We start from the raw sequence: 24,296 nt of genomic DNA, 5'->3' as shown, positions 1-24,296 counted from the left end.
TCCTCTCAATTCGCCGGAATGGTGATGACCGCGCCGGGCGAATGGCTGGTCGCCGCCAGCGCGGCCAGAATCTGGATCATGGTGAAGCTCAGCTTGCTATGGAAATCCGAATCCTCGATCCAGAACCAGCGGTTGCGGTATTTTACGCCCGTATAGATGTCGTCGGGCAATTCTTTTCCACTATGCACCACCACATCCGGCCGTGTCTCGATTCCGACCGGACTGATGGTCGGCGGCGTGCGGCCGGAGGTGACGTCCTCGTCCGGGACGATGATTTCGTAGGCGATCTGCGAAAGGATGGCGAACATCGAGCGTGTGAGGATGGCGATCTGCCCCGGCACCTTGGGATAGGGGCCATAGACGATCTCCGCCTCCTCGGCATGGGGCGAGAGCATGAGGAGGCGGCGCACCTCGGCCTGAATGGAGGCCAGCGCAGGGTCCGAGGTCGCGGGGAGAACGAGGAAGGCGTGCTCGACGCCGTTCGCCCCGCCCGAACCGCTCCCCGTGCCGCCATGGGCGCTGTCGGACTTGTCGTGGTCGTCAGCCTGTCCGCCCTTGGGCGGATCGGTGGCGATGCGGATGGTCATGGCCCCCGCGACCTGAAGCTGCCGCAGATCATGAAGCAACAGGTAGAATTTCAGCGAGCCGCCCCCGCCCGGCCCGGCGCCCAGCGCGCGCACGTTGCTCAGCCCGTCGATGGACTGCGCCGTCAGACGCAACAGCGAATCGATCGGCAATCCGCCGAGGCTGAGCGGCATGACGACGACCGGCGAGATCGGGCGGACGACGTTCTCGGCATATTGCTGCCCGGTCTCGGGCTGGTAGGTGAAAGTCGGCGTCTCCTGCATCGTTGCACTTCCCGAGCCGAAGAGATAGCTCGTCACTGCGGCCGGATAGGCATAGAATCCGCCATTCAGCGTGCGGCTGAGCTGATATCCGGCGATCACCTGAGTCGTGTCGAGAAAGGTGGGCGGATCGGCGTAGCGGATGCGCACGATATTCAGCAGCATCTCGTGCTTCTGCGTCTCGCCCAGCGCGCGGGAATAGTCGAGCTGGTCGTGGGTCAGCCGTCCGGGTCCGATGGAAAAACACCCGCCCAGCGCCAGCGTGCCGACCAGACCGCACGCGCGGGGCAGGACGCGGGACATGATGCGGGCCGGGCGGGAAGGGAGAGGGCAGTCTGTCATGGGCTCCCGTGCTTACCCCACCCCGTCTTCGGCCGCCAGAATCGCCGCGAGCCCTTCGCGATAGGAGGGATAGAGCCAGCATCGGCCCAGACTCCGCTCCGTCATGTCGGACCGCACGACCCGGCGTTCCTTCCAGAAACTCTGACCCGTCTCGCTCATGCCGGTCAATGAATCGGCCAGCGAAACGGCCTGCGGCGGCGCGATACGCAGCAACTCCGCGCCGAAGCGCGTCACCTCGCTCTGGCTCGACGGACGGGAATCGACCAGGTTCAGCACCCGGCATCCCGCCGCCGTGTCGATCGCCGCCCATGTGGCGCCTGCGGCGTCGTCACGATGGATTCGGCTGAAGAGATGAGCCGGCGCGGCGATCAGCCGGGCCGTCCCCGCCCGCAACGCGTCCAGAACGGAGCGGCCCGGCCCATAGATCCCCCCGAGGCGCATGAGATCGCAGGCCACGCGCCGACGCGCCGCCAGAGCCTGCCAGCTGGTTTCGGCATCGAGTCGCATCCTCCCCCGGGCCTGCGTGGGACGAGGCGGCGTGGTCTCGTCGACGGTGCCGCCCGCCCGGTCGCCATACACGCCTGTCGTCGAGTAGTAGCCGATCCATCGCAGGCGGCACGCATCGGCGATGATGTCGGCGAAAAGCGCGAATGCCGGGTCGCGCCCATTCTCGGGCGGTGTCGAGATCAGGACATGCGTGGCGGTCCGCAAGGCGTCTCCGACCTGCGTGAAACACACCCGCCGCACGCCGTCCTCTTCTCCCTCGCGCAGGTGACGGTGCGTGCCCGTCACCCTCCAGCCCCGCGCCACGCCGGTCCGGGCGACGACCGTGCCGATATAGCCGAGGCCGAGGATGACGAGATGAGGCTGATCCGTTCCTGACCTCTCCATCGCGGTCACTTGACCTGCCCCTGCGTCAGAACGCCGCCTTGAAGTAGGATTGCAGCGGCGCCACGTCCAGCGCGCCCTCCTTCATGGCCGAGATCGCGTAGATCGCCGCCCGCGCGCCCGCGAGGGTGGTGAAGTGTGGGACGCCGGCAAGCAGGGAGGAGCGACGGATATCGTAGCTGTCCCGCACCGACTGCGCGCCCTGGGCGGTGTTGATGACCATCTGCACGTCGCCGGAGCGGATGGCATCCACGCAATGGGGGCGGCCTTCCAGCACCTTGTTGACATGCGTGACGGCGAGCCCCGCCTCCTCCAGCCGCGCCGCGGTGCCGCGCGTGGCCATGATGGAGAAGCCCATCTCGACCAGCTTGCGGCCCAGCGCCGTGATCTGCGCCTTCTGCCCCTCGCGGACGGAAAGCAGGACCGTTCCGGATTGCGGCAGCTTGACCCCGGCCGCGAGCTGGGACTTGGCGAAGGCGCGCTCGAAGCTGGAATCGAGGCCGATGACCTCGCCGGTGGAGCGCATCTCCGGGCCGAGGATCGTGTCCGTGTTGGGGAAGCGATGGAAGGGGAAGACCGCCTCCTTCACCGCCACATGGGGCGCGACCGCGTCGTCGTCCAGACGGAAATCCGCCAGCTTCGCCCCGGCCATGACCCGCGCGCCGATCTTGGCGACCGGAACTCCCGTGGCCTTGGCGACGAAGGGCACCGTCCGCGAGGCGCGCGGATTCACCTCGAGGACGAAGACCTCGTCATCCTTGATGGCGTATTGCACGTTCATCAGCCCGACGATGCCCAGCTCCCGCGCCATGGCCTCGGTCTGGGCCTTGAGTTCGGTCACGATGGCGGGGGGGAGGGTGTAGGGCGGCAGCGAGCAGGCGGAATCGCCGGAATGGATGCCCGCCTCCTCGATATGCTCCATGACGCCCGCGACATAGACCGTCTCGCCGTCGGAGATGCAGTCCACATCCGCCTCGATCGCGTCGTTCAGATAATGATCGAGCAGGATCGGGCCGGAGGAGACCTCCGTTCCGGCCTGGATCAGCGTCGAGCGCAGATAACGCTGGAGACCGGCGCGGTCGTACACGATCTCCATCGCGCGGCCGCCGAGCACGTAGGAGGGGCGGACGACGACGGGATACCCCACCTTTTCCGCCACGGCTTCCGCCTCGCCGGGCGTGCGGGCGATGCCGTTATGCGGCTGACGCAGCCCGAGCTTGCGGAGCATGGTCTGGAACCGCTCGCGATCCTCCGCGCGGTCGATCGCGTCGGCCGGGGTGCCGAGCAGGGGAATCCCGGCCTCCTCCAGCGCGCGGGAGAGCTTGAGCGGCGTCTGGCCGCCATATTGCACGATGCAGCCCAGCACGGTGCCGCCCGCCTGCTCCGTGCGGATCAGCGCGATCACGTCCTCGTCGGTCAGCGGCTCGAAATAGAGCCGGTCCGAGGTGTCGTAATCGGTGGAGACGGTCTCGGGGTTGCAGTTGACCATGATGGTCTCGAACCCCGCCTCGCGCAGCGCGTAGGCGGCATGGACGCAGCAGTAGTCGAACTCGATTCCCTGTCCGATGCGGTTCGGCCCGCCGCCGAGGATGACGATCTTGTCGCGGCCCGTCGGGCGGCTCTCGCATTCCGGCGTGCCGAACCCGCCCTCATAGGAGGAATAGAGATAGGGCGTGTCGGACGCGAATTCGGCGGCGCAGGTGTCGATCCGGCGATAGACCGGCGTGACGCCGAGCGTGTGTCGCCGCGCCGCGATCGCACCGGGAGTCTGGCCGGTCAGCCGGGCGAGTTGCCTGTCGGAGAAGCCCATGGCCTTGACGCGCCGCAGGTTCAGCGCGTCGTGCGGCAGACCGTTGGCGGCGATTTCGTTCTCGGTGACGACGATCTCGTGGAGTTGACGCAGGAACCAGGGCTCGAAGCGGCAGGCGGTGTGGATGTCGTCGAGGCTGAGGCCCGCGCGCATCGCCTGCGCGGCCATCAGGATGCGCTCAGGCCGCGGCTCGGAAAGTGCTGCGCGATAGGCGTCCAGCGAGCCGTCGCCCGGCGGTTCGACCGGATCGAGCCCCGTCAGCCCGGTCTCCATCGACCGCAGGCCCTTCTGCAACGCCTCGGCGAAGGAGCGGCCGACCGACATCGCCTCGCCGACCGATTTCATCGAGGTCGAAAGCAGTGCGGGCGCGCCGGGGAATTTCTCGAAGGTGAAGCGCGGGATCTTCACCACCACATAGTCGATGGTCGGCTCGAAGCTGGCGGGCGTCGTGCCGGTGATGTCGTTGGCGAGTTCGTCGAGCGTGTAGCCCACGGCGAGCTTGGCGGCGATCTTGGCGATGGGGAATCCCGTCGCCTTGGACGCCAGCGCCGAGGAGCGCGAGACGCGCGGGTTCATCTCGATGACGACCATGCGCCCGTCCGCCGGGTTGACGCCAAACTGGACGTTCGAGCCGCCCGTCTCCACCCCGATCCTGCGCAGGCACGCGATCGAGGCGTCGCGCATCCGCTGGTATTCCTTGTCGGTCAGCGTCAGCGCGGGGGCGACGGTGATGGAATCGCCGGTATGCACGCCCATCGGGTCGATATTCTCGATGGAACAGACGATGATGCAGTTATCCGCGCGGTCGCGGACCACCTCCATCTCGAACTCCTTCCAGCCGAGCACCGATTCCTCGATCAGCACCTCGGTCGTCGGCGAGGCGTCCAGCCCGCCGAGGACGATCTGGTCGAACTCCTCGCGGTTATAGGCGATGCCGCCGCCCGCGCCGCCCATGGTGAAGGACGGGCGGATGATGGCGGGCAGGCCCACCTCGTCCAGCGCGGCGCGCGCCTCCTCGATCGTGTGCGCGATGGCGGAGCGGGGGCTTTCGATGCCGATCTCGTCCATCGCCTCGCGGAATTTTAGCCGGTCCTCGGCGCGGTCGATGACATCGGCGTCCGCGCCGATCAGTTCGACGCCGTGTTTCTTCAGGAAGCCCGAGCGGTCCAGCGCCATGGCGGCGTTGAGCGCCGTCTGCCCGCCCATGGTGGGCAGGATCGCGTCCGGCCGTTCCTTGAGGATGATGCGCTCGATGAAATCCGGCGTGATCGGCTCGACATAGGTGGCGTCGGCCAGCCCCGGGTCGGTCATGATCGTGGCGGGATTCGAGTTGATGAGGATGACGCGATAGCCTTCCTCCCTGAGCGCCTTGCACGCCTGCGTTCCCGAATAATCGAACTCGCAGGCCTGGCCGATGACGATCGGCCCCGCGCCGACGATGAGGATCGAGGTGATGTCTGTACGTTTCGGCATGGCTCAGGCGGCTCTCTTGTCCATCAGCGCGACGAATCGCTCGAAGAGATGGAAGCTGTCGGTCGGTCCCGGACTCGCCTCCGGGTGGTACTGCACGGAGAAGGCGTCTCTCGTCGTCGAGCGGATGCCCTCGTTCGACCCGTCGAACAGGCTCTTGTGGGTGACGATCACATCGGCGGGGAGGGACGATTCGTCCACGGCGAAACCGTGATTCTGGCTGGTGATCTCCACCTTGCCGGTTTCCAGATCCTTCACCGGCTGGTTCGCCCCGCGATGGCCGCGCTCCAGCTTGTAGGTTCGCGCGCCCAGCGCCTGGGCAAGAAGCTGGTGGCCGAGGCAGATGCCGAAGACGGGCACACCCTTCTCCAGAATGCCGCGGATCGTGGGGACGGCGTAGCGGCCCGTCGCCGCCGGATCGCCCGGCCCGTTGGAGAGGAACACTCCTTCCGGATCGTGGCGGAGGATCTCCTCCGCCGTCGCGGTGGCCGGAACGACGGTCACGTCGCACCCCGCCGTCACGAGGCAGCGCAGGATGTTGCGCTTGGCGCCGTAATCCACCGCGACAACACGGCGGCGTACGGCGCGCTCCGGCACGGGCCGCTCCCAGACGCCGAGCGCCCAGGTATAGCTCTGCGCGCAGGTGACCTCTCCGGCGAGGTCCATGCCCTCCAGGCCGGGCCAGTCCCGCGCCTGTGCTTTCAGCGAGTCGAGATCGAATCGCCCATGTTCGGGAAAGGCCAGAACGGCGGTCTGTGGGCCGCCGTCGCGCAGGCGGCGGGTGACGAGGCGGGTGTCGACGCCCGCGATGCCCGTCAGGCCCCGCCGCGCCATCCAGTCGGCCAGCGGCGCGGTGGACCGCCAGTTGGCCGGGGCGGTCACGTCCTCCTTGACGACCACGCCACGCGCCGCGACGCGCGGGGCTTCGTCATCCTCGGCATTGGTGCCCACATTGCCGATATGCGGGAAAGTGAACGTCACGATCTGCCCGGCGAAGGACGGATCGGTCATCGTTTCCTGATATCCGGTCAATCCCGTGGAGAAGCAGAGTTCGCCGACGGCTGCGCCCCCCATGTCCGTGTATGCGCCGAAGCCGCGCCCCCAGAACGCCGTTCCGTCGGCGAGGACGAGAACGGCGGTGGCGCCCGGCGGGCCCGTCATCGGGGCCGTTGCCGGCACGGTTTTCTGGGCAGCGTCGGACACGGCGTGGGTCTCTTCTTCAGGGGTGGTTCCGGGCGCGAGATCGGCGAGGGTGATGCCCGTGCGCAGCAGGGCGGCCCAGTGTCTGGCGGGAATCGCCCGGGCCTGACGCCATTTGCGAATGGCCTCCGTGCCGACTCCGGTCAGCGCGGCCAGCGCCTCCGGTCCGCCGATGCGGGTGATGATGCCGTCGATGTCCATTCGTCTTTGCCCTCTCGGACGCTTGCGCCGATCATGCTAACTAGCCGACACGGCGGGGCGGTGGGAAGTTTTTTCCCACATGTTTTTTATGAGTGCGAAGTGGGACGAAACTTCCCGGCCCCTTCCGCCCCCGGGGCAGACGCGCAGGCGGATGCCCGTCAGAGAGTCACACAGACAACAAGGAGCCCGTCATGGGATTGCGCGAACAGATTGCCGAAGACCTCAAGACCGCGATGAAGGCCAAGGACGCCGAGCGCGTCTCGCAGCTTCGCGGCATCACGGCGAAGATCAAGGATCTGGACGTCGCGGCCCGCGTCTCGGGCAAGGAGATCGGCGACGGCGAAATCGTCCCCATGCTGCGCGGCATGATCAAGTCCCGCACGGAGTCGGCGACGCTTTACCGCGAGGGCGGCCGACCGGAACTCGCGGAGAAGGAGGAAGGCGAGATCGCGGCGATCCGCTCCTATCTTCCACCGGAGATGGACGACGCCGCCCTGGCGGCGGCGGTCGATGCCGCCATTGCCGAGACGGAGGCCGCGAGCGTCAAGGACATGGGCAAGGTCATGGCGGCGCTGAAGGCGAAGTTCGGCGGCGATCTCGACATGGGGCGCGTCAACGGGGTGGTGAAGGCCAGGTTGTCATAAGCTTTTGGGACGCGGGCCTCACGGATTTCACACCATTGGAGCAGGAGAGGGCGATGAGTGGGGATTACGTGGCGCGACACTACGGCGAGCGCGCCGGAGACTATGTGGCCAGCGCGGTCCATAGCCAGGGCGCCGATCTCGACGCGATCGAGCGGCTGGTCGCCGGCAAGGGAATGCGCCGGGTGCTCGACCTGGGGTGCGGCGGCGGTCATGTCAGCTACCGGCTCGCTCCGCATGTCGGGGAGGTGGTGGCGTGCGACGTGACCGCGCCGATGCTGGCGGCGGTCACGGAGGAGGCCCGCCGTCAGGGACTCTCCAACATCACGGCGATCCAGGCTCCGGCCGAATGCCTGCCCTTCGCGAACGGCCTGTTCGACGCGGTGTTCTGCCGGTTCACGACGCATCACTGGGCCGACGCCGCCACCGGCTTGCGCGAGGAGCGCCGCGTCCTCGCGTCATCGGGCTGTGCCCTGTTTATCGACGTCACCGCCCCGGCCTCGGCCTTGGCGGATAGCTGGCTCCAGACGCTGGAACTCCTGCGCGACATCACGCATGTGCGGGATTACGCCCTCGCCGAATGGGCGGAACTCCTGGCGCGCGCGGGCTTCACCGTCACCGAGATCGCGACTCACCGCCTGCGCATGGCGTTCGAAAGCTGGGTCGCGCGCGCCAGAACGCCCGCCGAGCGGATCGAGGCGATTCGGTCCCTGCAGCGCGCCGCGCCGCCGGAGGTCATCCGGCACTTCGCAGTCGAATCCGACGGCAGCTTCACGCTGGACGTTTCGACCTTCCTCGTCGCGCCATGAGAGACTGAGCGATGGCGTTCGACCCGGCCTTTCTTGACGAGCTTCGCACACGCCTGCCGCTTTCATCGGTGATCGGGCGGAAGACGAAGCTCGTGCGGTCGGGACGGAACTGGAAGGCGTGCTGCCCTTTTCACGGGGAGAAGACGCCGTCCTTCTATGTCTATGACGATCATTTCCACTGCTTCGGCTGCGGCGCGCATGGCGACGTGATCTCTTTCGTCATGCAGTCCGAGGGGAGGAGCTTTCCGGAAGCGGTGGAGCAGCTCGCGGGCGAGGCGGGACTCGACGTGCCCCGGCAGGACCCGCGCGCCGAGGCGCGGGCCCGCGAGGCGAAATCGCTGGGCGACGTGCTGGAGGCGGTGCAGGCGGTCTGGCGGCGGAAGTTGCGGGAGCCGGACGGCAAGGCGGGGCTGGACTATCTGCGCCGTCGCGGGCTGACGGAGGAGACGATCGAGACGTTCGGGCTCGGGTGGTCCGGCGACGGGCGTGGCGGTCTGGCGGACGAGATGCAGCGGCAGGAGATCACGCCGCAGATGCTCGCCCAGGCTGGGCTGATGCGCCTCGACGAAAGCGGCGCGCCACGGGGAGAACTGTTCTTCAACCGCGTCACCTTCCCGATTCGCGACCGGCGCGGCAGACTCGTTTCCTTCGGCGCCCGCACGCTGGGCGACGGGCAGCCGAAATATCTGAACGGGCCGGAAACCGCGCTCTTCTCCAAGCGGCGCACACTCTTCAATCTCGACCGCGCGCGTCAGGCCCTGCGCGACGACGGCCAGACCCTGCTCGTGGTCGAGGGCTACATGGATGTGATCGCGCTGCATCAGGCGGGATTTCGCGCCGCCGTCGCGCCGCTCGGCACGGCGCTGGGTGTGGAGCAGCTCGAACTGCTCTGGCAGGCCGCGCCCGCGCCGGTGATTTGTCTCGACGGCGATGCGGCGGGCGCGCGCGCCGCCTTGCGCGCGGCGGAAACCGCGCTGCCGCTGCTGAGTCCGGAACGCACCCTGCGTTTCTGCCGTCTGGACGCGAAGGACGATCCGGACAGTCTGATCCGTCGCGAGGGGCCAGAGGCGATGCGGCGTGTGCTGGGCGGCGCGACCTCGCTTGCGGATGAATTGTTCTCCGTCCTTTCGGCGGGCGTGTCCGGGGAGGGGCCGGAGCAGCGCGCCGCCCTGCGTGCCAAGCTGGAAGCCTCGGCCGCGCTGATCGGAGATCGCTCGCTTGCTTCCGAATATCGCCGCAGTTTGCTGGACCGCTATTTCGCGATGGCGCGTGGCGGGAAGCATCGCGCGGGGAGCCCGGTCTTCGCGCGATCGCTCCCGGCCCGGATGCCCGTCGCCGCCGCGCCGCCTTCCGGCGCGCGGGAACGGCTGAACGCCATGACGGCGATCCTGCTCGTCTATCCCGCCTGTTTGCCCGATGTGGAGCAGGCCTGGGCGGCGGTCGCGCTGCCGGAGCCGCTGGACACCCTGCGGGAAGCGATGTTCGACTGGCTGGGCGAGCAGGGCGGCAGACGCGATCTTGACGCGGAGTCCCTGCATGCGTGGCTGGTGGAGCGGGGGGTCGGCACGCAGCGGCAGGCCGTGCTGGAGAGCCGCCTGCCGCGCCTGCCGCGCAGCGGGGAGGGGGACGCGCTTCTGGAGGCCGGGCCGCTGGAGCGCTGGTGGGAATTCTACAGCCTTGCCAATCGCGAGGAGTTCCAGCGCCTCGTCGCGGAGGATCTTCGTCTGATGTTTGCCGATACAAGTCTCGAAAAAGCGCCGGAGGCGGTCATCGCCCGGCTGAAGGTGCATGCCCGGCTGCAACGCGGCGAGTCGATGGCCGAAGAGGAGTGAGGCTGCCGCGCCACATTGGAAGCGGCATTCGGCCGGGCGCGGGGAGCGCCTCTTGACTTCGCCCCTCCTTTCCCCCACCTGCACGCTACCGGAATTTCCGGCTGGCTTTGCCGGCTGGAGAGGCGGCGGGGAAGCGGGCTTTCCGTCATGGAAGCGCCGCTCTTTTCCGTTTCCGCAAGGCCCGTTTCTGTCAGGCCCGTTTCTGGCAGATGCGCGGCGGGATCAGTTGAGGAGAGGGCGCGGCGTCCGTCAGGGCGACACGCGGGCAGGGAGCAAGGCATGGCGACCAAGGCGGCAGCAAGTACGGATCGTGGCGCGCAGGAGCAGGATGTCGACACCAGCGTTCTCGATACCCAGTCAGCCGCCGTCAAGCGCCTGATCGCCAAGGGGCGCGAGCGCGGGCACATCACTTTCGACGAGTTGAACGCCGTCCTGCCGCAGGACCAGATGTCCTCCGAGCAGATCGAGGATGTGATGGCCATTTTCTCCGAAATGGGCATCCAGGTCGTCGAGAACGAGGATCACGACGAGGCCGAGCCGGTCGAGGAGAAGGACGAGGAGGTCGAGCCCGAGAGCGAGGACTCGCCGACGGGCAATATCAGCGCCGAAAGCGTCGGGCGCACGGACGATCCTGTTCGCATGTATCTGCGCGAGATGGGGGCGGTGGAGCTGCTGTCCCGCGAGGGCGAGATCGCCATCGCCAAGCGCATAGAGGCTGGGCGCGACGAGATGATCGGCGGCCTGTGCGAGAGCCCGCTCACCATCCGTGCCATCGTGTCCTGGCATGACCGCCTCAAGGAAGGCGAGATGCTGCTGCGCGACATCGTCGACCTCGAAGCCAGCCAGAATGGCGGCGAGGAGCCGGGCGAGAGCGAGGTGTCGGGCGAGGAGAGCGACGAGGCGTTCGACAGCGATTCCGGCGGCGACGAGGGCGGCGAGCAGGAAGGCGGCGGCCTGTCCCTCTCGGCGCTGGAAGAGAAGCTGAAGCCGGAGATTCTCGCGCGCTTCGAGATCATCGAGCCGCTTTACGACGAGTTGCGCCAGCTTCAGGTCAAACGCATCGAGGCCATGACCAGCGGCTCGGAAAGCGTCGGCGCCTCCGAGGAACGCTACCACGCCCTGCGGCATGAACTCGTCGCGATGGTCGAGCAGGTGCAACTGCATAATAACCGGATCGAGGAGCTGGTTCTTCAGCTCAAGATGAAGTTCCAGCGCCTCAACGGGCTGGAAGGCCAGATGCTGCGTCTCGCCGAGAGCTGCAAGGTGTCGCGGGACGATTTCCTATTGAAATATCGCGGCAACGAGCTTGATCCGAACTGGCTGGACACCGTCTCGGCCCTTCCCGCCAAATCGTGGAAGACCTTCACCACACGCTATTACGAGCGCATCGTCGATCTGCGCACGCAGGTGGCCGAGCTGTCCCACAGTGTCGGCCTGCCGGTGGGCGAGTTCCGTCGCGTGTATGCCACCGTCTCGCGCGGCGAGCGCGATACGACGCGCGCCAAGAAGGAGATGATCGAGGCCAATCTGCGCCTCGTGATCTCGATCGCCAAGAAATACACCAATCGCGGCCTGCAATTCCTTGACCTGATCCAGGAGGGGAATATCGGGCTGATGAAGGCCGTGGACAAATTCGAATACCGTCGCGGCTACAAGTTCTCGACCTATGCGACCTGGTGGATACGTCAGGCGATCACCCGTTCGATCGCCGATCAGGCGCGCACCATCCGCATCCCGGTGCATATGATCGAGACGATCAACAAACTCGTCCGCACCTCCCGGCAGATGCTGCACGAGATCGGCCGTGAGCCCGCGCCGGAGGAACTGGCCGAGAAGCTGGGCATGCCGCTGGAAAAGGTCCGCAAGGTGCTCAAGATCGCCAAGGAGCCGATCAGCCTGGAGACGCCGATCGGCGACGAGGAGGACAGTCACCTCGGCGATTTCATCGAGGACAAGACGGCCGTCATTCCGCTGGACGCCGCCATCCAGACCAATCTGCGCGAAGCGACCACGCGAGTCCTGGCCTCGCTCACCCCGCGCGAGGAGCGCGTGTTGCGGATGCGCTTCGGGATCGGCATGAACACCGATCACACGCTGGAAGAGGTCGGGCAGCAATTCAACGTCACGCGCGAGCGCATCCGCCAGATCGAGGCGAAGGCGCTCCGCAAGCTCAAGCATCCGAGCCGCAGCCGCAAGCTGCGGTCCTTCCTCGACGACAACTGAGCCGTGACGATGCCGGACGTCACCGCGCCGGAGGGGCGCGGCTCGCGGCGCGTCGCGCGGCTCGGCGTGGACGTGACCTTCCTCGAGATGCGCGTACGGCCGTCCACGCCGCCGCTTCCTCTGCCGGAGCCATGGCGGCTGGCCCACTGGCCCGCGCCCCATGTGGACGACTATCTTGCGCTGTATCGCCGTGTCGGCGCCCCATGGTGCTGGTGGATGCGCTTCGAAATGGAGCGTGGACAACTGGCCCGCGTGCTGGGCGATCCGGATGTCGAGGTGCATCTGCTCCTGGATGCCGAGGGGGGTGCCCGCGGCTTCTTCGAGCTCGATCTTCGCACGCCCGAGGCGCCCTATCTCTGCTATCTCGGTCTTGCGCCGGATGCGTTGGGCCTTGGGTTGGGCCGCGCCTTCCTGGATGCGGCGGTGCGGCAGGCATGGGGTCCGTCCTGCCGCGTTCTGCGCGTCAATACCTGCACCGCCGATCACGAGCGCGCATTGCCGGCCTATTACAGGGCGGGTTTCGAAAAGACCTCGACCGTTCGCGAAATCTGGGACGTGCCGGAGGATCTCGGCCTGACGATCCCGGAGCATCTGCGCCTCTCCTGAGACGGGGCCGCGTAAAATCCCTTGCCTTCGCCGGGTGGATATGCTTTACGCCGCGCTTCCCCTGCCGGGGGATGTGGCGTCTCCCGGCTATACCCGCCGTCTCACGAAATGGAGACATCACTCGGCCCGGTGGCCGGCGTGAGCGGGTTGAACCAACCCGAAGGGAGTGACAATGCCACTTTACGAGAGCGTGCTGATTGCACGTAACGACGTATCGCAGACGCAGGTCGAGACGATCGTCACCGATATCGAGACCCTGCTGGCCCAGGATGGCGGCGTGATCGAGAAGCGCGAGTTCTGGGGCCTGCGCTCGCTGGCCTATCGCATCAAGAAGAACCGCAAGGGCCATTACGTCCTGCTGGGGCTGAATGCGCGTCCCGACCAGATCCGCGAGATGGAGCGTCAGCTCGGCCTGAACGAGGACATCCTCCGCGTCCTGACCCTGCGCGTCGACGAGATCGACCCGAACCCCTCGGCCATTCTCTCCCGCAAGGGTGAGGACCGTGGCGATCGCGCCGCGCCGCGCGGCGTGGGCGGCAAGCCCGCCGGCCGTTTCGACAGCGGTCGCGGCGATGATCGCGAGGAATTCCGCGCGCGCGGCGAGCGCGAAGACGCTGACCTGGGAGTGGAGTGACCGCCATGTCCGAGACCAACACCACTGAAGTGAACCCCGCGGCCCGCCGTCTCGCGGTGGGCGCCCGCCGGCCGTTCTACCGCCGCCGCAAGTCCTGCCCCTTCTCCGGCCCGAACGCGCCGAAGATCGACTACAAGGACGTGCGTCTGCTGAGCCGCTTCCTGTCGGAGCGCGGCAAGATCGTGCCGAGCCGTATCACTGCGGTCTCCGCCAAGAAGCAGCGCGAACTGGCCCAGGCCATCAAGCGCGCCCGCTTCCTGGCGCTGCTGCCCTACGTCGTAAGCTGAGGAGGGCGGCATGTCCCAGACCGAACTGATCCTTTTGCAGCGCGTCGAACATCTCGGCCAGATGGGCGACGTCGTGCGCGTCAAGCCGGGTTACGCGCGCAATTTCCTGCTGCCCCAGGGCAAGGCGCTCCGCGCCAACGCCCAGAACCGCGCCCGTTTCGACACCGAGCGCGCGCAGCTCGAGGCGCAGAACATCAAGCGCCGCGAAGAGGCCGAGCGTCTCGCCGAGCGCATGCAGGGCCTGTCCGTCACCATCATCCGCCAGGCGGGCGAGTCGGGCGGCCTGTATGGCTCCGTGACGACGCGTGACATCGCCGTCGCCGCGACGGAGGCGGGGCTGACGATCACCCGCAATCAGGTCGTGCTCGAGCACCCGATCAAGAGCCTCGGCCTGATCGGCGCGCGGATCGCGCTGCACCCTGAGGTGTCGATTCCTGTTACCGTGAACGTGGCGCGTTCGGCCGAAGAGGCGGAGCGTCAGGCGCGGGGTGAGGCGACCGTTCCCGAGGAAGACAGTTTCGTCCTCGAGACTGAAGATACCGTCGAGGAGACGGAAGGCGACGCGCCCGAAGCCTGATCGCGTCCCGCTTCCGGCCGGATAAGCCAGAGGAAACCCGGCGGAGCCATGCTCCGCCGGGTTTTTTTGTCCGGGACGGTCCCTTGCGTTGACGGCGACGCCTTCCGCCTCGCAGAATCACGGGAGAGACACTCGCCCGGGAGCTGCCATATGTCGTTCGTTTTCGACCGCATCATGCGTCACTTCATTGCCGAGGGAACGCTCCGCGTCGTTTTTCCCGACGGAACGGAGAAGATCTATGCAGGGCGCAGGCCCGGTCCCGCCGCCGGCATGAGGATCACGACCGAGCGCGCGCAGAAGGCGCTGCTGTTCAATTCCGGTCTCGCTTTTGGCGAGGGGTATATGAATGGCGAGATTCTTCCGGTGGATTGTGTGCTGGAAGACCTGCTGACCGTCCTGATGGTCAACCTCAAGGGGTCGAATCACTTCTTCAACCGGCTGGAAGAATATGGGCGCTTCTTCCTCCGGCGCGTCCAGCAGTTCAATCCCCGCTGGCGCGCACGGCGCAATGTCGCGCATCATTACGACCTCAACGGCGAACTCTACCGGCTTTTTCTCGATGAGGACCGGCAATATTCCTGCGCTTATTTCGCGCGTGAGGACATGACTCTCGAAGAGGCGCAGGTCGCGAAGAAGCATCATATCGCCTCGAAACTGCTGCTCGACCGTCCGGGACTGACGGTGCTGGACATTGGCTGCGGCTGGGGCGGCATGGCGCTCACGCTGGCGCGCGACTACGGCGCGGAGGTGACGGGCATCACCCTGTCGCAGGAACAGTTGCTGGAAGCCCGGCGGCGCGCGGAGGCGGCCGGGCTGACGGATCGCGTGCGTTTCGCGCTTTGCGACTACCGCGCCGTCCGGAGCAGCTTCGACCGTATCGTTTCAGTCGGCATGTTCGAGCATGTCGGGTTGGATCACTATCAGAAGTTCTTCCAGGTGATCCACGATCGTCTGAAGCCGGACGGCGTGGCGCTGGTCCACTCCATCGGCCGCGAGGATGGTCCCGGATCGACCAATCCCTGGCTGAAGAAATATATTTTCCCCGGGGGTTATTCTCCGGCCGTGAGCGAGACGCTGGCGGCTGTCGAGCGCTCCGGCCTCTGGCTGACGGATTGCGAGATCCTGCGACTGCATTACGCCAAAACGATCGCGATCTGGCGGGAGCGTTTCGCGGCCCATCGCGAGCAGATCGTCGCCCTGTATGACGAGCGCTTCTATCGCATGTTCACTTTTTATCTGACCGGCGCGGAGCTTTCCTTCCGCGTGCAGGGCCACATGAATTTCCAGCTTCAGTTGACGCGCTCGATCGACGCGACGCCGCTCACGCGCGATTATATGGTCGATTCCGACCGGAAATGGATCAGGAGCACCGGGACGTCCGAAACAGTTTCCGGATGAGTCAGGGCTCCGTCAGGTGCGGAAATTCCCCGCCAACGCCCTCGAAGATGTAGGTCGCCGAGAAGGCAGCCATGAGAGCCGCGGCGTTTTCGGCTCCGGGATCGACTCCCGAGGCCAACACGGAAACGCTCCGAGACACGAGGGAATGAGGCTGATGGTGCCCAAGGGCGGAATCGAACCACCGACACTGCGATTTTCAGTCGCATGCTCTACCAACTGAGCTACTTGGGCACCGGACGTCCGGATCGGTCCGATCCGGGCGAGGCGGGATTTAGCTTATGCGGGGGGAGGGATCAAGCGGGGGCGACACGGTTTTTTCATCTTTCGTCTCCTCCTCTTCCTCCTCGCGGGTCGAAGGCACGCGGTAGCTGCCGTTGAACCAGCGCCCGAGATCGATATCGGCGCAGCGGCGGGAGCAGAAGGGGCGGAAAGCCGGGACCGAAGGGCGTTGGCAGATGGGGCATGAACTCATGGTTCATGGCTCCAGAAACTGAGCGGATAATCGGGCGCCAGTTCCAGCCGCAGCGGCGCGCCCCACGCCGTCGCGAACTCGTCCAGCGCGAGACGATCGGCTTCGAGCGCCGTGACGACCGCGATCGACGCCTTCAGGACGGGCGGTCTCTCCACGCGCGTCGGGCGACTGGCAAGGATGGAACGCAAGGCCGCTAGTCCGATCCCGTGCGGGCTCGACAGCAATTCGTGCAGGGGCGGCCGGGTGCGGGTCCGGACGATTTCGATCAGGCCGAGCGCGGTTGTTCCGAGCGTTTGGGGTGTCAGCGGATCGGCCGCGAAGGCCGTGCGGAAAGGTTCGAGAAGTGCGCGGCGTTTCCGGGGCGGAACCCCGGCGGGATCGACGAGGATCGCGCCGCTGAGATTGCGCAGCCGGATTTCCCGGCAAAGAGCGGGAATCGCGGCCATGTTCGCGCCGACGAGCATTGTGGACCGCAAGGTCCTAGCGGCGGCGGGATTGTCAAGATCGATGGCGACGAGGGCCGGCGTGGGAAAAATCGTGGCCACGACCCCGCCGGAGAGTTCCGCTCGGGGATCGGCAAGCGCGGCGACCCGGGATGCGAGCGCGGCGTCGAAGGCGGAGGGGACGCGCGTGACTCTCTCGCGGAGAGCGGGCGGAACGCGCGCCGTGAAGGCCGGCGCGTCGATGAGGATCGGCGCGTCCGGATGCAGCGCCGCCAGAGAGGCGAGCGGCGTTGCGCCACGGCTGAGCAGGCGCGGACCGTCGGATTGCGCCGCGTCGTCCAGTGGCGGCGGCAGCGGCTTCAGGCGCAGCCCCTTGCCGCCTTGCGGGCTGCGCGTAACGATGGCGGCGACCAGGTCGTCCTGCCGGTGCGAGCCGGTGAGAAAGCCCGTCGCGCCGTCTTCGAGCAGGACGAACGCGCCGCCCATGGCTTCGACAGGATGTGTGACGCGCACGACATGCCGGTCGCCGAAGCCGTCCGGCAGACCGGGACGCCAGAGCGCATGGTCCAGTACGGTGTCGCCGTCGCACGCCGCAATCCGCGCTTCGCCCGGAGAGCAGGCGACGCGGAGTTCGATCATGCCAGCCAGCCGCCCGGCTGGCCGCGCAGCAACTGCGCCGTTTCGAAGAGCGGCAGGCCCATGACGGCGGAATAGCTGCCGCCGATCTGGCGGATGAACGCGGCCGCCATGCCCTGGATCGCGTAGCCGCCCGCCTTGCCGCGCCAGTCTCCCTGTTCGATCAGGGCGTCGATCTGTTTGGCGGAGAGGCGCGAGAAGGCGACGCTCGTTTCCACCACACGCTCGCAGGCGCGCCCCTGTTCCCATCCGCCGCCGGGAGTCAGCGTGACGGCCGTCACCACCGTATGGCGGCGGCCCGAAAGCAGGGCGAGGCAGCGCCGCGCCTGCTCCTCCGTCTCCGCCTTGGGCAGGATACGGCGTCCCAGCGCCACGATCGTATCGGCGGCGAGCACGAGCGCAGGCGTCGTTTCCCCCGCGGCGATCGCGGCGCCTTTTTCCCGTGCGAGCCGCTGCGCGCATGGGCGAGGAAGCTCTCCCTGACGGGGCGATTCATCGAGTGCGGCGGGAAGGACGGCGTCAGGTTCGATCCCGATCTGCCGCAACAGCGCGAGGCGGCGCGGGGATTCGGACGCCAGGATCAGGCGGGGCCGCGCTACGGTGGCCGAGGGCGGCATGGCGCGTGTCTTACTTGAAGCGGAAGGTGATGCGGCCCTTGGTGAGGTCATATGGCGTCATCTCGACATTCACGCGGTCTCCGGCCAGCACGCGGATGCGGTTCTTGCGCATCTTGCCGCTGGTATGGGCGAGGATGGTGTGGTCATTGTCGAGCGTCACGCGGAACATCGCATTGGGCAGCAGTTCCGTCACGGTGCCGCTGAATTCGATCATATCTTCTTTTGACATGCTGTGTCTGGGTCTTTCTCGGTGTCTTGCGGATGGGGCGAATCAAAAAAACGGGGCAAATCCTGCCCCGGAAAATCGGTCTGGCGTTATGTGCTGATCGGCGCGGCCCGCGTCAAGCGGTGACTACATCCGGCCATGCCGCGCCTTCTGGAAACTCCTGGCGTCAAGGACATCACTGCGCCTCAGACGCTCCGCTCATTCAGCAGCGCGAGCCGAGCTGCAATGCTCATGGCGTGGGCGTTCAGACCCTCCGCCTCGGCGAGCGCCACCCCGGCGGGGCCGACGCGCCGCAGCCCGTCCGGCCCCGTGGCGATGGAGGTCGTGCGCTTGAGGAAATCGAACACGGAGAGGCCCGACGCGAAGCGCGCGGTGCGGCTGGTGGGGAGCACGTGATTGGGACCGCCGACATAGTCGCCCACGGCCTCCGGGCACCACCGGCCGATGAAGATCGCACCGGCATGACGGATTCGCGCGGCGAACGCCTCGGCATTGTCGAGCAGAACCTCCAGATGTTCCGATGCCAGGCGGTTGGCGAGCGTCGCGGCCTCGTCCAGATCGCGCACCAGAATGACCGCGCCGTGATCGGCCCAGGACCGTCCGGCGATAGCGGCGCGGGGGAGGGTTTCGAGTTCCCGCGCCACGGCCGCGACGACCTGCCCGGCAAAGCTCGCATCGGGCGTGATGAGGACGGCCTGAGCGAGTTCGTCATGCTCGGCCTGCGCCAGGAGGTCGAGCGCGACGAGGCGCGGCTCGTTCCGCCCGTCCGCCACGATCACAACCTCCGACGGCCCGGCGATCGAATCGATGCCGACATGGCCGAAGACCTGCCGTTTGGCCTCGGCCACATAGGCGTTGCCGGGGCCGACGATGCGGTCCACGGGCGGAATGGTCGTCGTGCCGTAAGCCAGCGCGGCCACGGCCTGCGCCCCGCCGACGCGATAGATCTCCGTCACGCCGGAAATCTTCGCGGCGGCGAGCACGAGGGGGTTCAGCACGCCGTCCGGGCACGGGACGCACATGGCGATGCGCCCGACTCCGGCGACGCGGGCCGGAAGGGCGTTCATCAGGACGGAGGACGGATAGGCCGCCTTGCCGCCCGGCACGTACAGCCCCACCGCGTCCAGCGCGGTCCAGCGCAGGCCGAGGGTCAGCCCGGCGTCGTCGGTGTAGTGCAGGTCCTGCGGCATCTGGGCACGATGAAAGCTTTCGATGCGCGTGGCGGCGAGGCGGAGCGCGTCGAGCAGTTCGGGCGGGACTTTCGCGGCTTCCGCCTCGATTTCCTCCGGCGCGATGCGGAGCGTTTCGGCCGTCAGGGCAAGACGGTCGAAGCGGGCGGTATAATCGATCAGCGCGGTGTCGCCTCGGGCGCGGATCTCCGCGATGATCGCGCGGACGGGCTCGGTCACGCTGGTCTCGATTCCGCCCCGCGCGGCGAGAAGGGCAGCGAAATCCGCCTCGAACGCCGCCTCGGCGGTGGAGAGGCGTTTCATGGCGCGGTCTCCCGAAGTGCGTCGCGGAAGCGCGCGATGAGCGCCGCGATGGCCTCGGGCCGCGTCTTGAGCGCCACGCGGTTGACGATCAGGCGGCTGGTGACATGGGCGATCACTTCGGTTTCTTCCAGGCCGTTGGCGCGAAGGGTCGAGCCGGTATCGACGAGATCGACGATCACGCTGGCGAGGTCGAGCGTCGGGGCCAGTTCCATCGCGCCGTTGAGATGCACGATTTCGGCATTGATGCCCCGCGCCGCGAAATGACGACGGGTGATGGCCGGATATTTCGTCGCGACCCGAATCTGCGAGCTGGCCGCGCCGTTTTCACGCGGAGAGGCGTTTTTCGGCCGCGCGACGGAGACGCGGCAGGCGCCGATGCCGAGATCCAGCGGCGCATAGATGTCGGGGTAATCGAACTCCATCAGCACGTCGGCGCCGCAGACGCCGATCTGCGCGCCGCCATAGGCGACGAAGGTCGCGACGTCGAAGGAGCGCACGCGCACGACATCCAGCCCCGGCTCCGTGGTGGGGAAACGGAGCTGGCGGCTCTCGCCTTCCAGGCAGTTCACGTCCGGCAGGAGCCCGGCGCGGGCCAGGACAGGCCTGAGCGCCTTGAGAATCCGGCCTTTGGGCAGGGCGAGCACGAGCGGCGTCGCCTGGCTGGCTGCCGGTATGGAGGGGGAAGCGATGGGCGCGGTGATGAGCACGAAATGACCTGGTCCTGTTCGACGGGCGTGCTTCCTTATCACAGGCAGGCCGTGGACTGAAATGTGCAACGGGAAGGGGTGGGTCGAGCGTCGCGCCCGGCTTGTGATGTCCGGGGCGACTTTATACGCTCGCGGGATGCAGGGCAGGGGAGTGATGCCGATATGATCCGGACGGAAGAGGCCGATCTACGCTACGCCGATCTCGATGTATGGCCGGTGGAGTCCGTGCTCGATGCGTTGGGCGAGGCGCAGATGACGGCGACCGCCGTGGCGCGCGCGGCGGCGCCGCAGATCGCGAGAGCGGTGGAGGCGGCGGCGCCGCGCATCGCGGCGGGCGGGCGGCTGGTCTATGTCGGCGCGGGCACGTCAGGGCGGATCGGGATGCAGGACGGGGTCGAATTGACGCCCACTTTCGGTTTTCCGGTCGAGCGCCTCGTCCTGCTGCTGGCTGGAGGCGCGGAGGCCGTCGCGCAGGCGGTGGAGGGCGCGGAGGATGACGAGGCGGCGGCGCGGCGGGATCTTCTCGCGCGGGGGCCGGGAGAAAACGACGTGGTGATCGGCGTCGCGGCGAGCGGGTCCACGCCCTATACCTGCGCGGCGATCGAGGCGGCGCGGGTTTGCGGCAGCCTGACGATCGGGGTCAGCAACACGCCGGACGGGCGTCTGCTGGAACTGGCCGCATGTCCCGTCTCCCTGCCCACCGGCCCGGAGGTCGTGGCGGGTTCGACGCGGCTGAAGGCCGGGACGGCGCAGAAGGCGGCGCTGAACATGTTCTCCACAGCCCTGATGATCCGGCTCGGCCATGTGCATCGCGGGATGATGGTCGATATGAAGGTCACCAACGCCAAGCTCGCGCGGCGCGCGGCGCGCATGGTGGCGACGCTGGCAGGCGGAACCGAGGCCGAGATCGCCGGGGCGCTCGACGCGGCGGGAGGGAACGTCAAGCGGGCCGTGCTGCTGCGGACCGGGTGCCCCGAAGGCGAGGTGGAGGCGCGTCTGGCGCGGCACGGGGGGAGCCTGCGGCGCGCGCTGGAGCAGCCATGAGACTCGTCGCACTGGGGCTGATGAGCGGGACATCGCTGGACGGGGTCGATGCGGCGCTGATCGAGACGGATGGCGAGGAGATTTCCCGCCGCTTCGAGGGACTGACGCTGCCTTACGCGCCGGAACTGCGCGCCGCCCTGCGGGCGCTTCTGGAGCGGGTGAGCATGGGCGGAGGCTGGGCGGACGATCCGGCGCTTGAAGCCCTGACCCTGCGTCATGTCGAGGCGGTGCAGACCCTGTGTGGGCGGTATCCCGAACTGGTGGTGGATGTGGTCGGATTTCACGGGCAGACCCTGCTTCATGCGCCGGATCGGCGGATCACGGTTCAGGCGGGAGACGCGCTGCTGCTCTCGCGGGCGACGGGCCTGCCGGTGGTGCATGATTTTCGGGCCGACGACGTGGCTGCGGGCGGGCAGGGCGCGCCGCTTGCGCCGCTCTATCATGCTGCCTTGTTGCGCGGTCATCCCGGTCCGGTCGGGGTGCTCAATCTCGGCGGGGTCGCGAATGTGACGCTGATCGGCTCCTCGGGTGCCGTCCATGCCTGCGATACCGGGCCGGGCAATGCGCTGCTGGACGACTGGGTGATGCGGCGAACGGGACGGCCCTATGACGAGAACGGGGCGCTTGCCGCGGCGGGCATCGTGCGGGACGATCTCGTCGAGAGGCTGCTGAGCGATCCGTTTTTCGCCCTGCCGCCGCCGAAATCGCTCGACCGCCTGACCTTCGCCCGGGCGCTGGACGCCGTCGCGGGACTGTCGGCGGCGGACGGCGCGGCGACGCTGGCGGCCTTCACCGTCGAGGCGGTGGCCCGCACGATTCTGCCGGAGAGGCCGCGTTGCTGGTTCGTGTGCGGCGGCGGACGGCGCAACGCGACGCTGATGGACGGATTGCGCGCGCGCCTCGGTGTGGCGGTCGAGCCCGTCGAGGCGATCGGCTGGGACGGAGACAGTCTGGAAGCGGAATGTTTCGGCTTTCTCGCCGTGCGAAGCCTGCGCGGATTGCCCCTGTCGCTGCCGGGGACGACGGGTGTGTCGTCTCCCTCGACGGGAGGGCGGCTGAGTTGCGCGGGACCCGTTCCGCCCCGTTGGATGCAGTGAGACTCCTATCGCCGGATGTCTGGCTTTCGGGCTCCGCCGGGAAAGGATAACGGTTTCCAAAAGGCGGCGGCCTGCCCGGGCCTGACGCCCCCGGATCGGCTGATGACGGAGATTGCGTCCGGCGGCGCGGCGCAATAAGAGCTACCGGCAATTCCCGCGTCTCTTTATACCGGAGTTGTCACGCCCATGACCGCCCTTTCCTCGACGAGTGACCGCCAGCCGATCCGCCGGGCCTTGCTGTCTGTTTCGGACAAGTCCGGCCTGATCGAACTCGGGCGCGCGCTGGCGGCGCATGGGGCGCAGTTGATATCCACTGGCGGGACGGCGCGGGCGCTGCGCGAGGCCGGGCTCGCGGTGACGGACGTATCCGAGCACACGGGCTTCCCGGAAATTCTGGACGGGCGCGTGAAGACGCTGGTGCCGCAGATTCATGGCGGCATCCTGGGCCGCCGCGATCTCGCGGACCACGCGGTGCAGATGGAGGAGCATGGCATCGCGCCGATCGACCTCGTCTGCGTCAATCTCTATCCCTTCGCCGCGACGGTAGCGTCCGGCGCGGGCTGGGACGACTGCATCGAGAATATCGACATCGGCGGTCCGGCGATGATCCGAGCCGCGGCGAAGAATCACGATCACGTCGCGATCCTGACCGCGCCGGATCAATATGCTGCGCTGACGGCGGCGCTCGCGGAAGGCGGCACGACTGCGGACCAGCGTCGGCACTGGGCGGCGGCGGCCTATGCCCATACGGCGGCCTATGATTCGATGATCGCGGGCTGGTTCGCCAGGCAGCTCGGCGAGACGTTTCCGCCCGTGCTGACAATCTCCGGCGCGCGGCGCGAAGTGCTGCGTTACGGCGAGAATCCGCATCAGGAGGCAGCGTTCTACGTGACCGGCGAGGCGCGCCCCGGTGTCGCGACGGCGCGTCAGATGCAGGGCAAGGCGCTGAGCTACAACAATCTCAATGACACGGACGCCGCGTTCGAGGCGGTGGCGGAGTTCGAGCGCCCGGCGGTGGTGATCGTCAAACACGCCAATCCCTGCGGCGCGGCCGTGGCGGACTCGCTGGAGGCGGCGTGGACGGCCGCGCTGCGCTGCGATCCCGTCTCGGCCTTCGGCGGCATCGTGGCGGTGAACCGGCCGCTGGACGCGGCGACGGCGGCGCTGATTTCCGAGATCTTCACCGAGGTGATCGTCGCGCCGGAGGCGGACGACGCGGCCCGCGAGGTGCTGGCGCGCAAGAAGAACCTGCGCCTGCTGCTGACGGGCGGCGTGCCGGACGCCACCGCGTCCGGGCTGACGTTCAAATCCTTGGCGGGCGGCTTTCTGAGCCAGACTCGCGATGGCGGGCGCGTCGGCGAGGCCGATTTGAAGGTGGTCACGCAGCGCAGGCCGACGGAGGCCGAACTGCGCGACCTGCTCTTCGCGTTCCGCGTCGCCAAGCATGTGAAATCCAACGCAGTGATCTATGCGAAGGACGGGGCGACGGTCGGAATCGGGGCCGGGCAGATGTCGCGCGTCGATTCGGCGCGGATCGCCGCCCGCAAGAGCGAGGACGCGGCGGGGATCGCCGGGGAAAGCCAGGCGCTGACCGTCGGTTCGGTCGCCGCCTCGGATGCGTTCTTCCCCTTTGCGGACGGGCTGGAAAGCGTCATCGCCGCCGGGGCCGTGGCCGTGATCCAGCCGGGCGGTTCCATTCGCGATCAGGAGGTGATCGACGCGGCCGATCGCGCCGGCATCGCCATGGTCTTTACGGGGATGCGTCATTTCCGGCACTGAGTGCAGTTCAATCCAGACA

At 67.5% G+C, this 24,296-nt stretch carries 22 protein-coding genes and 1 tRNA gene; 12 read left to right on the top strand and 11 right to left on the bottom strand.

Annotated features, from left to right (window positions below):
* Window positions 1-5 precede the first annotated feature (5 nt).
* The 4 genes from EDC31_RS03100 to carA are packed head-to-tail and all read right to left on the bottom strand — an operon-like array spanning window position 6 to window position 6,756.
* Window positions 6-1,187 carry a hypothetical protein gene (locus tag EDC31_RS03100; protein ID WP_239641628.1) on the bottom strand — a complete coding sequence of 394 codons (1,182 nt, stop codon included), beginning with the start codon at window positions 1,185-1,187 and terminating at the stop codon, window positions 6-8.
* 12 nt (window positions 1,188-1,199) lie between these two features.
* Entirely contained in the window at window positions 1,200-2,078 is an 879-nt protein-coding gene (locus tag EDC31_RS03095; protein ID WP_042057985.1) for an SDR family oxidoreductase, read from the bottom strand.
* A gap of 25 nt (window positions 2,079-2,103) precedes the next feature.
* Window positions 2,104-5,358: a carbamoyl-phosphate synthase large subunit gene (carB, locus tag EDC31_RS03090; RefSeq protein WP_042057983.1), complete on the bottom strand. Its 3,255-nt coding sequence runs from the start codon at window positions 5,356-5,358 to the stop codon at window positions 2,104-2,106.
* A 3-nt stretch (window positions 5,359-5,361) separates the two neighbouring features.
* On the bottom strand, window positions 5,362-6,756 hold the full coding sequence (gene carA / locus EDC31_RS03085; protein WP_042057980.1) for a glutamine-hydrolyzing carbamoyl-phosphate synthase small subunit: 1,395 nt from the start codon (window positions 6,754-6,756) through the stop codon (window positions 5,362-5,364).
* Window positions 6,757-6,947: 191 nt separating this feature from the next.
* Between carA and EDC31_RS03080 the strand changes: the two genes are divergently transcribed.
* From EDC31_RS03080 to EDC31_RS03040, 9 genes are all read left to right on the top strand, one after another.
* Window positions 6,948-7,400, top strand: coding sequence for a GatB/YqeY domain-containing protein (locus EDC31_RS03080; RefSeq protein ID WP_042057978.1), 453 nt, complete (start codon window positions 6,948-6,950; stop codon window positions 7,398-7,400).
* Window positions 7,401-7,453: 53 nt separating this feature from the next.
* Window positions 7,454-8,206, top strand: a complete 753-nt coding sequence (locus EDC31_RS03075) for a class I SAM-dependent methyltransferase (protein ID WP_042057975.1) — start codon at window positions 7,454-7,456, stop codon at window positions 8,204-8,206.
* A gap of 11 nt (window positions 8,207-8,217) precedes the next feature.
* Window positions 8,218-10,038, top strand: coding sequence for a DNA primase (gene dnaG, locus EDC31_RS03070; RefSeq protein ID WP_042057973.1), 1,821 nt, complete (start codon window positions 8,218-8,220; stop codon window positions 10,036-10,038).
* A 279-nt stretch (window positions 10,039-10,317) separates the two neighbouring features.
* Entirely contained in the window at window positions 10,318-12,261 is a 1,944-nt protein-coding gene (rpoD, locus tag EDC31_RS03065; protein ID WP_042057971.1) for an RNA polymerase sigma factor RpoD, read from the top strand.
* A gap of 9 nt (window positions 12,262-12,270) precedes the next feature.
* On the top strand, window positions 12,271-12,867 hold the full coding sequence (locus EDC31_RS03060; protein WP_042057968.1) for a GNAT family N-acetyltransferase: 597 nt from the start codon (window positions 12,271-12,273) through the stop codon (window positions 12,865-12,867).
* A gap of 172 nt (window positions 12,868-13,039) precedes the next feature.
* The gene (gene rpsF, locus EDC31_RS03055; protein ID WP_042057965.1) at window positions 13,040-13,501 is read left to right on the top strand and encodes a 30S ribosomal protein S6; all 462 of its coding nucleotides are present in this window, start codon (window positions 13,040-13,042) and stop codon (window positions 13,499-13,501) included.
* A 5-nt stretch (window positions 13,502-13,506) separates the two neighbouring features.
* Window positions 13,507-13,788 (top strand): 30S ribosomal protein S18, encoded by a 282-nt coding sequence (gene rpsR / locus EDC31_RS03050; protein ID WP_042057961.1) that lies wholly within the window; start codon window positions 13,507-13,509, stop codon window positions 13,786-13,788.
* Window positions 13,789-13,798: 10 nt separating this feature from the next.
* The gene (rplI, locus tag EDC31_RS03045; protein ID WP_042057959.1) at window positions 13,799-14,365 is read left to right on the top strand and encodes a 50S ribosomal protein L9; all 567 of its coding nucleotides are present in this window, start codon (window positions 13,799-13,801) and stop codon (window positions 14,363-14,365) included.
* 150 nt (window positions 14,366-14,515) lie between these two features.
* A complete protein-coding gene (locus EDC31_RS03040; protein ID WP_042057956.1) occupies window positions 14,516-15,763 on the top strand; it encodes an SAM-dependent methyltransferase in 1,248 nt (415 codons plus the stop codon).
* Window positions 15,764-15,918: 155 nt separating this feature from the next.
* Here the strand turns inward: EDC31_RS03040 and EDC31_RS03035 are convergent.
* The 7 genes from EDC31_RS03035 to hisG all read right to left on the bottom strand — a co-directional run bounded on the left by EDC31_RS03035 (window position 15,919) and on the right by hisG (window position 20,357).
* Window positions 15,919-15,994: transfer RNA gene (locus tag EDC31_RS03035), tRNA-Phe, on the bottom strand.
* A gap of 40 nt (window positions 15,995-16,034) precedes the next feature.
* Entirely contained in the window at window positions 16,035-16,235 is a 201-nt protein-coding gene (locus EDC31_RS03030; RefSeq protein WP_042057954.1) for a DNA gyrase inhibitor YacG, read from the bottom strand.
* Window positions 16,232-17,317 carry a ribonuclease E/G gene (locus tag EDC31_RS03025; RefSeq protein WP_042057951.1) on the bottom strand — a complete coding sequence of 362 codons (1,086 nt, stop codon included), beginning with the start codon at window positions 17,315-17,317 and terminating at the stop codon, window positions 16,232-16,234. The genes EDC31_RS03030 and EDC31_RS03025 overlap by 4 nt, the downstream gene beginning before the upstream one ends.
* Window positions 17,314-17,931: a Maf family protein gene (locus EDC31_RS03020; RefSeq protein ID WP_042057949.1), complete on the bottom strand. Its 618-nt coding sequence runs from the start codon at window positions 17,929-17,931 to the stop codon at window positions 17,314-17,316. Before EDC31_RS03020 ends, EDC31_RS03025 begins: the two co-directional genes overlap by 4 nt.
* A gap of 10 nt (window positions 17,932-17,941) precedes the next feature.
* Window positions 17,942-18,160, bottom strand: a complete 219-nt coding sequence (infA, locus tag EDC31_RS03015) for a translation initiation factor IF-1 (protein WP_042057947.1) — start codon at window positions 18,158-18,160, stop codon at window positions 17,942-17,944.
* 182 nt (window positions 18,161-18,342) lie between these two features.
* On the bottom strand, window positions 18,343-19,650 hold the full coding sequence (gene hisD, locus EDC31_RS03010; protein WP_042057944.1) for a histidinol dehydrogenase: 1,308 nt from the start codon (window positions 19,648-19,650) through the stop codon (window positions 18,343-18,345).
* The gene (gene hisG, locus EDC31_RS03005) at window positions 19,647-20,357 is read right to left on the bottom strand and encodes an ATP phosphoribosyltransferase (RefSeq protein WP_186819980.1); all 711 of its coding nucleotides are present in this window, start codon (window positions 20,355-20,357) and stop codon (window positions 19,647-19,649) included. Before hisG ends, hisD begins: the two co-directional genes overlap by 4 nt.
* A gap of 162 nt (window positions 20,358-20,519) precedes the next feature.
* Between hisG and EDC31_RS03000 the strand changes: the two genes are divergently transcribed.
* From EDC31_RS03000 to purH, 3 genes are all read left to right on the top strand, one after another.
* On the top strand, window positions 20,520-21,401 hold the full coding sequence (locus EDC31_RS03000) for an N-acetylmuramic acid 6-phosphate etherase (protein WP_042057942.1): 882 nt from the start codon (window positions 20,520-20,522) through the stop codon (window positions 21,399-21,401).
* Entirely contained in the window at window positions 21,398-22,498 is a 1,101-nt protein-coding gene (locus EDC31_RS02995) for an anhydro-N-acetylmuramic acid kinase (protein ID WP_081797533.1), read from the top strand. Before EDC31_RS03000 ends, EDC31_RS02995 begins: the two co-directional genes overlap by 4 nt.
* A 186-nt stretch (window positions 22,499-22,684) precedes the next feature.
* Window positions 22,685-24,277, top strand: a complete 1,593-nt coding sequence (gene purH / locus EDC31_RS02990; RefSeq protein WP_042057937.1) for a bifunctional phosphoribosylaminoimidazolecarboxamide formyltransferase/IMP cyclohydrolase — start codon at window positions 22,685-22,687, stop codon at window positions 24,275-24,277.
* The last annotated feature ends 19 nt before the right edge of the window (window positions 24,278-24,296 follow it).

This window comes from Acidomonas methanolica, from assembly GCF_004346035.1.
In the GTDB taxonomy this organism is placed as follows: Bacteria; Pseudomonadota; Alphaproteobacteria; order Acetobacterales; family Acetobacteraceae; genus Acidomonas; species Acidomonas methanolica.
Note: the sequence above shows the minus strand (reverse complement) of the source record. Positions and strands in the feature narration are given on the sequence as shown.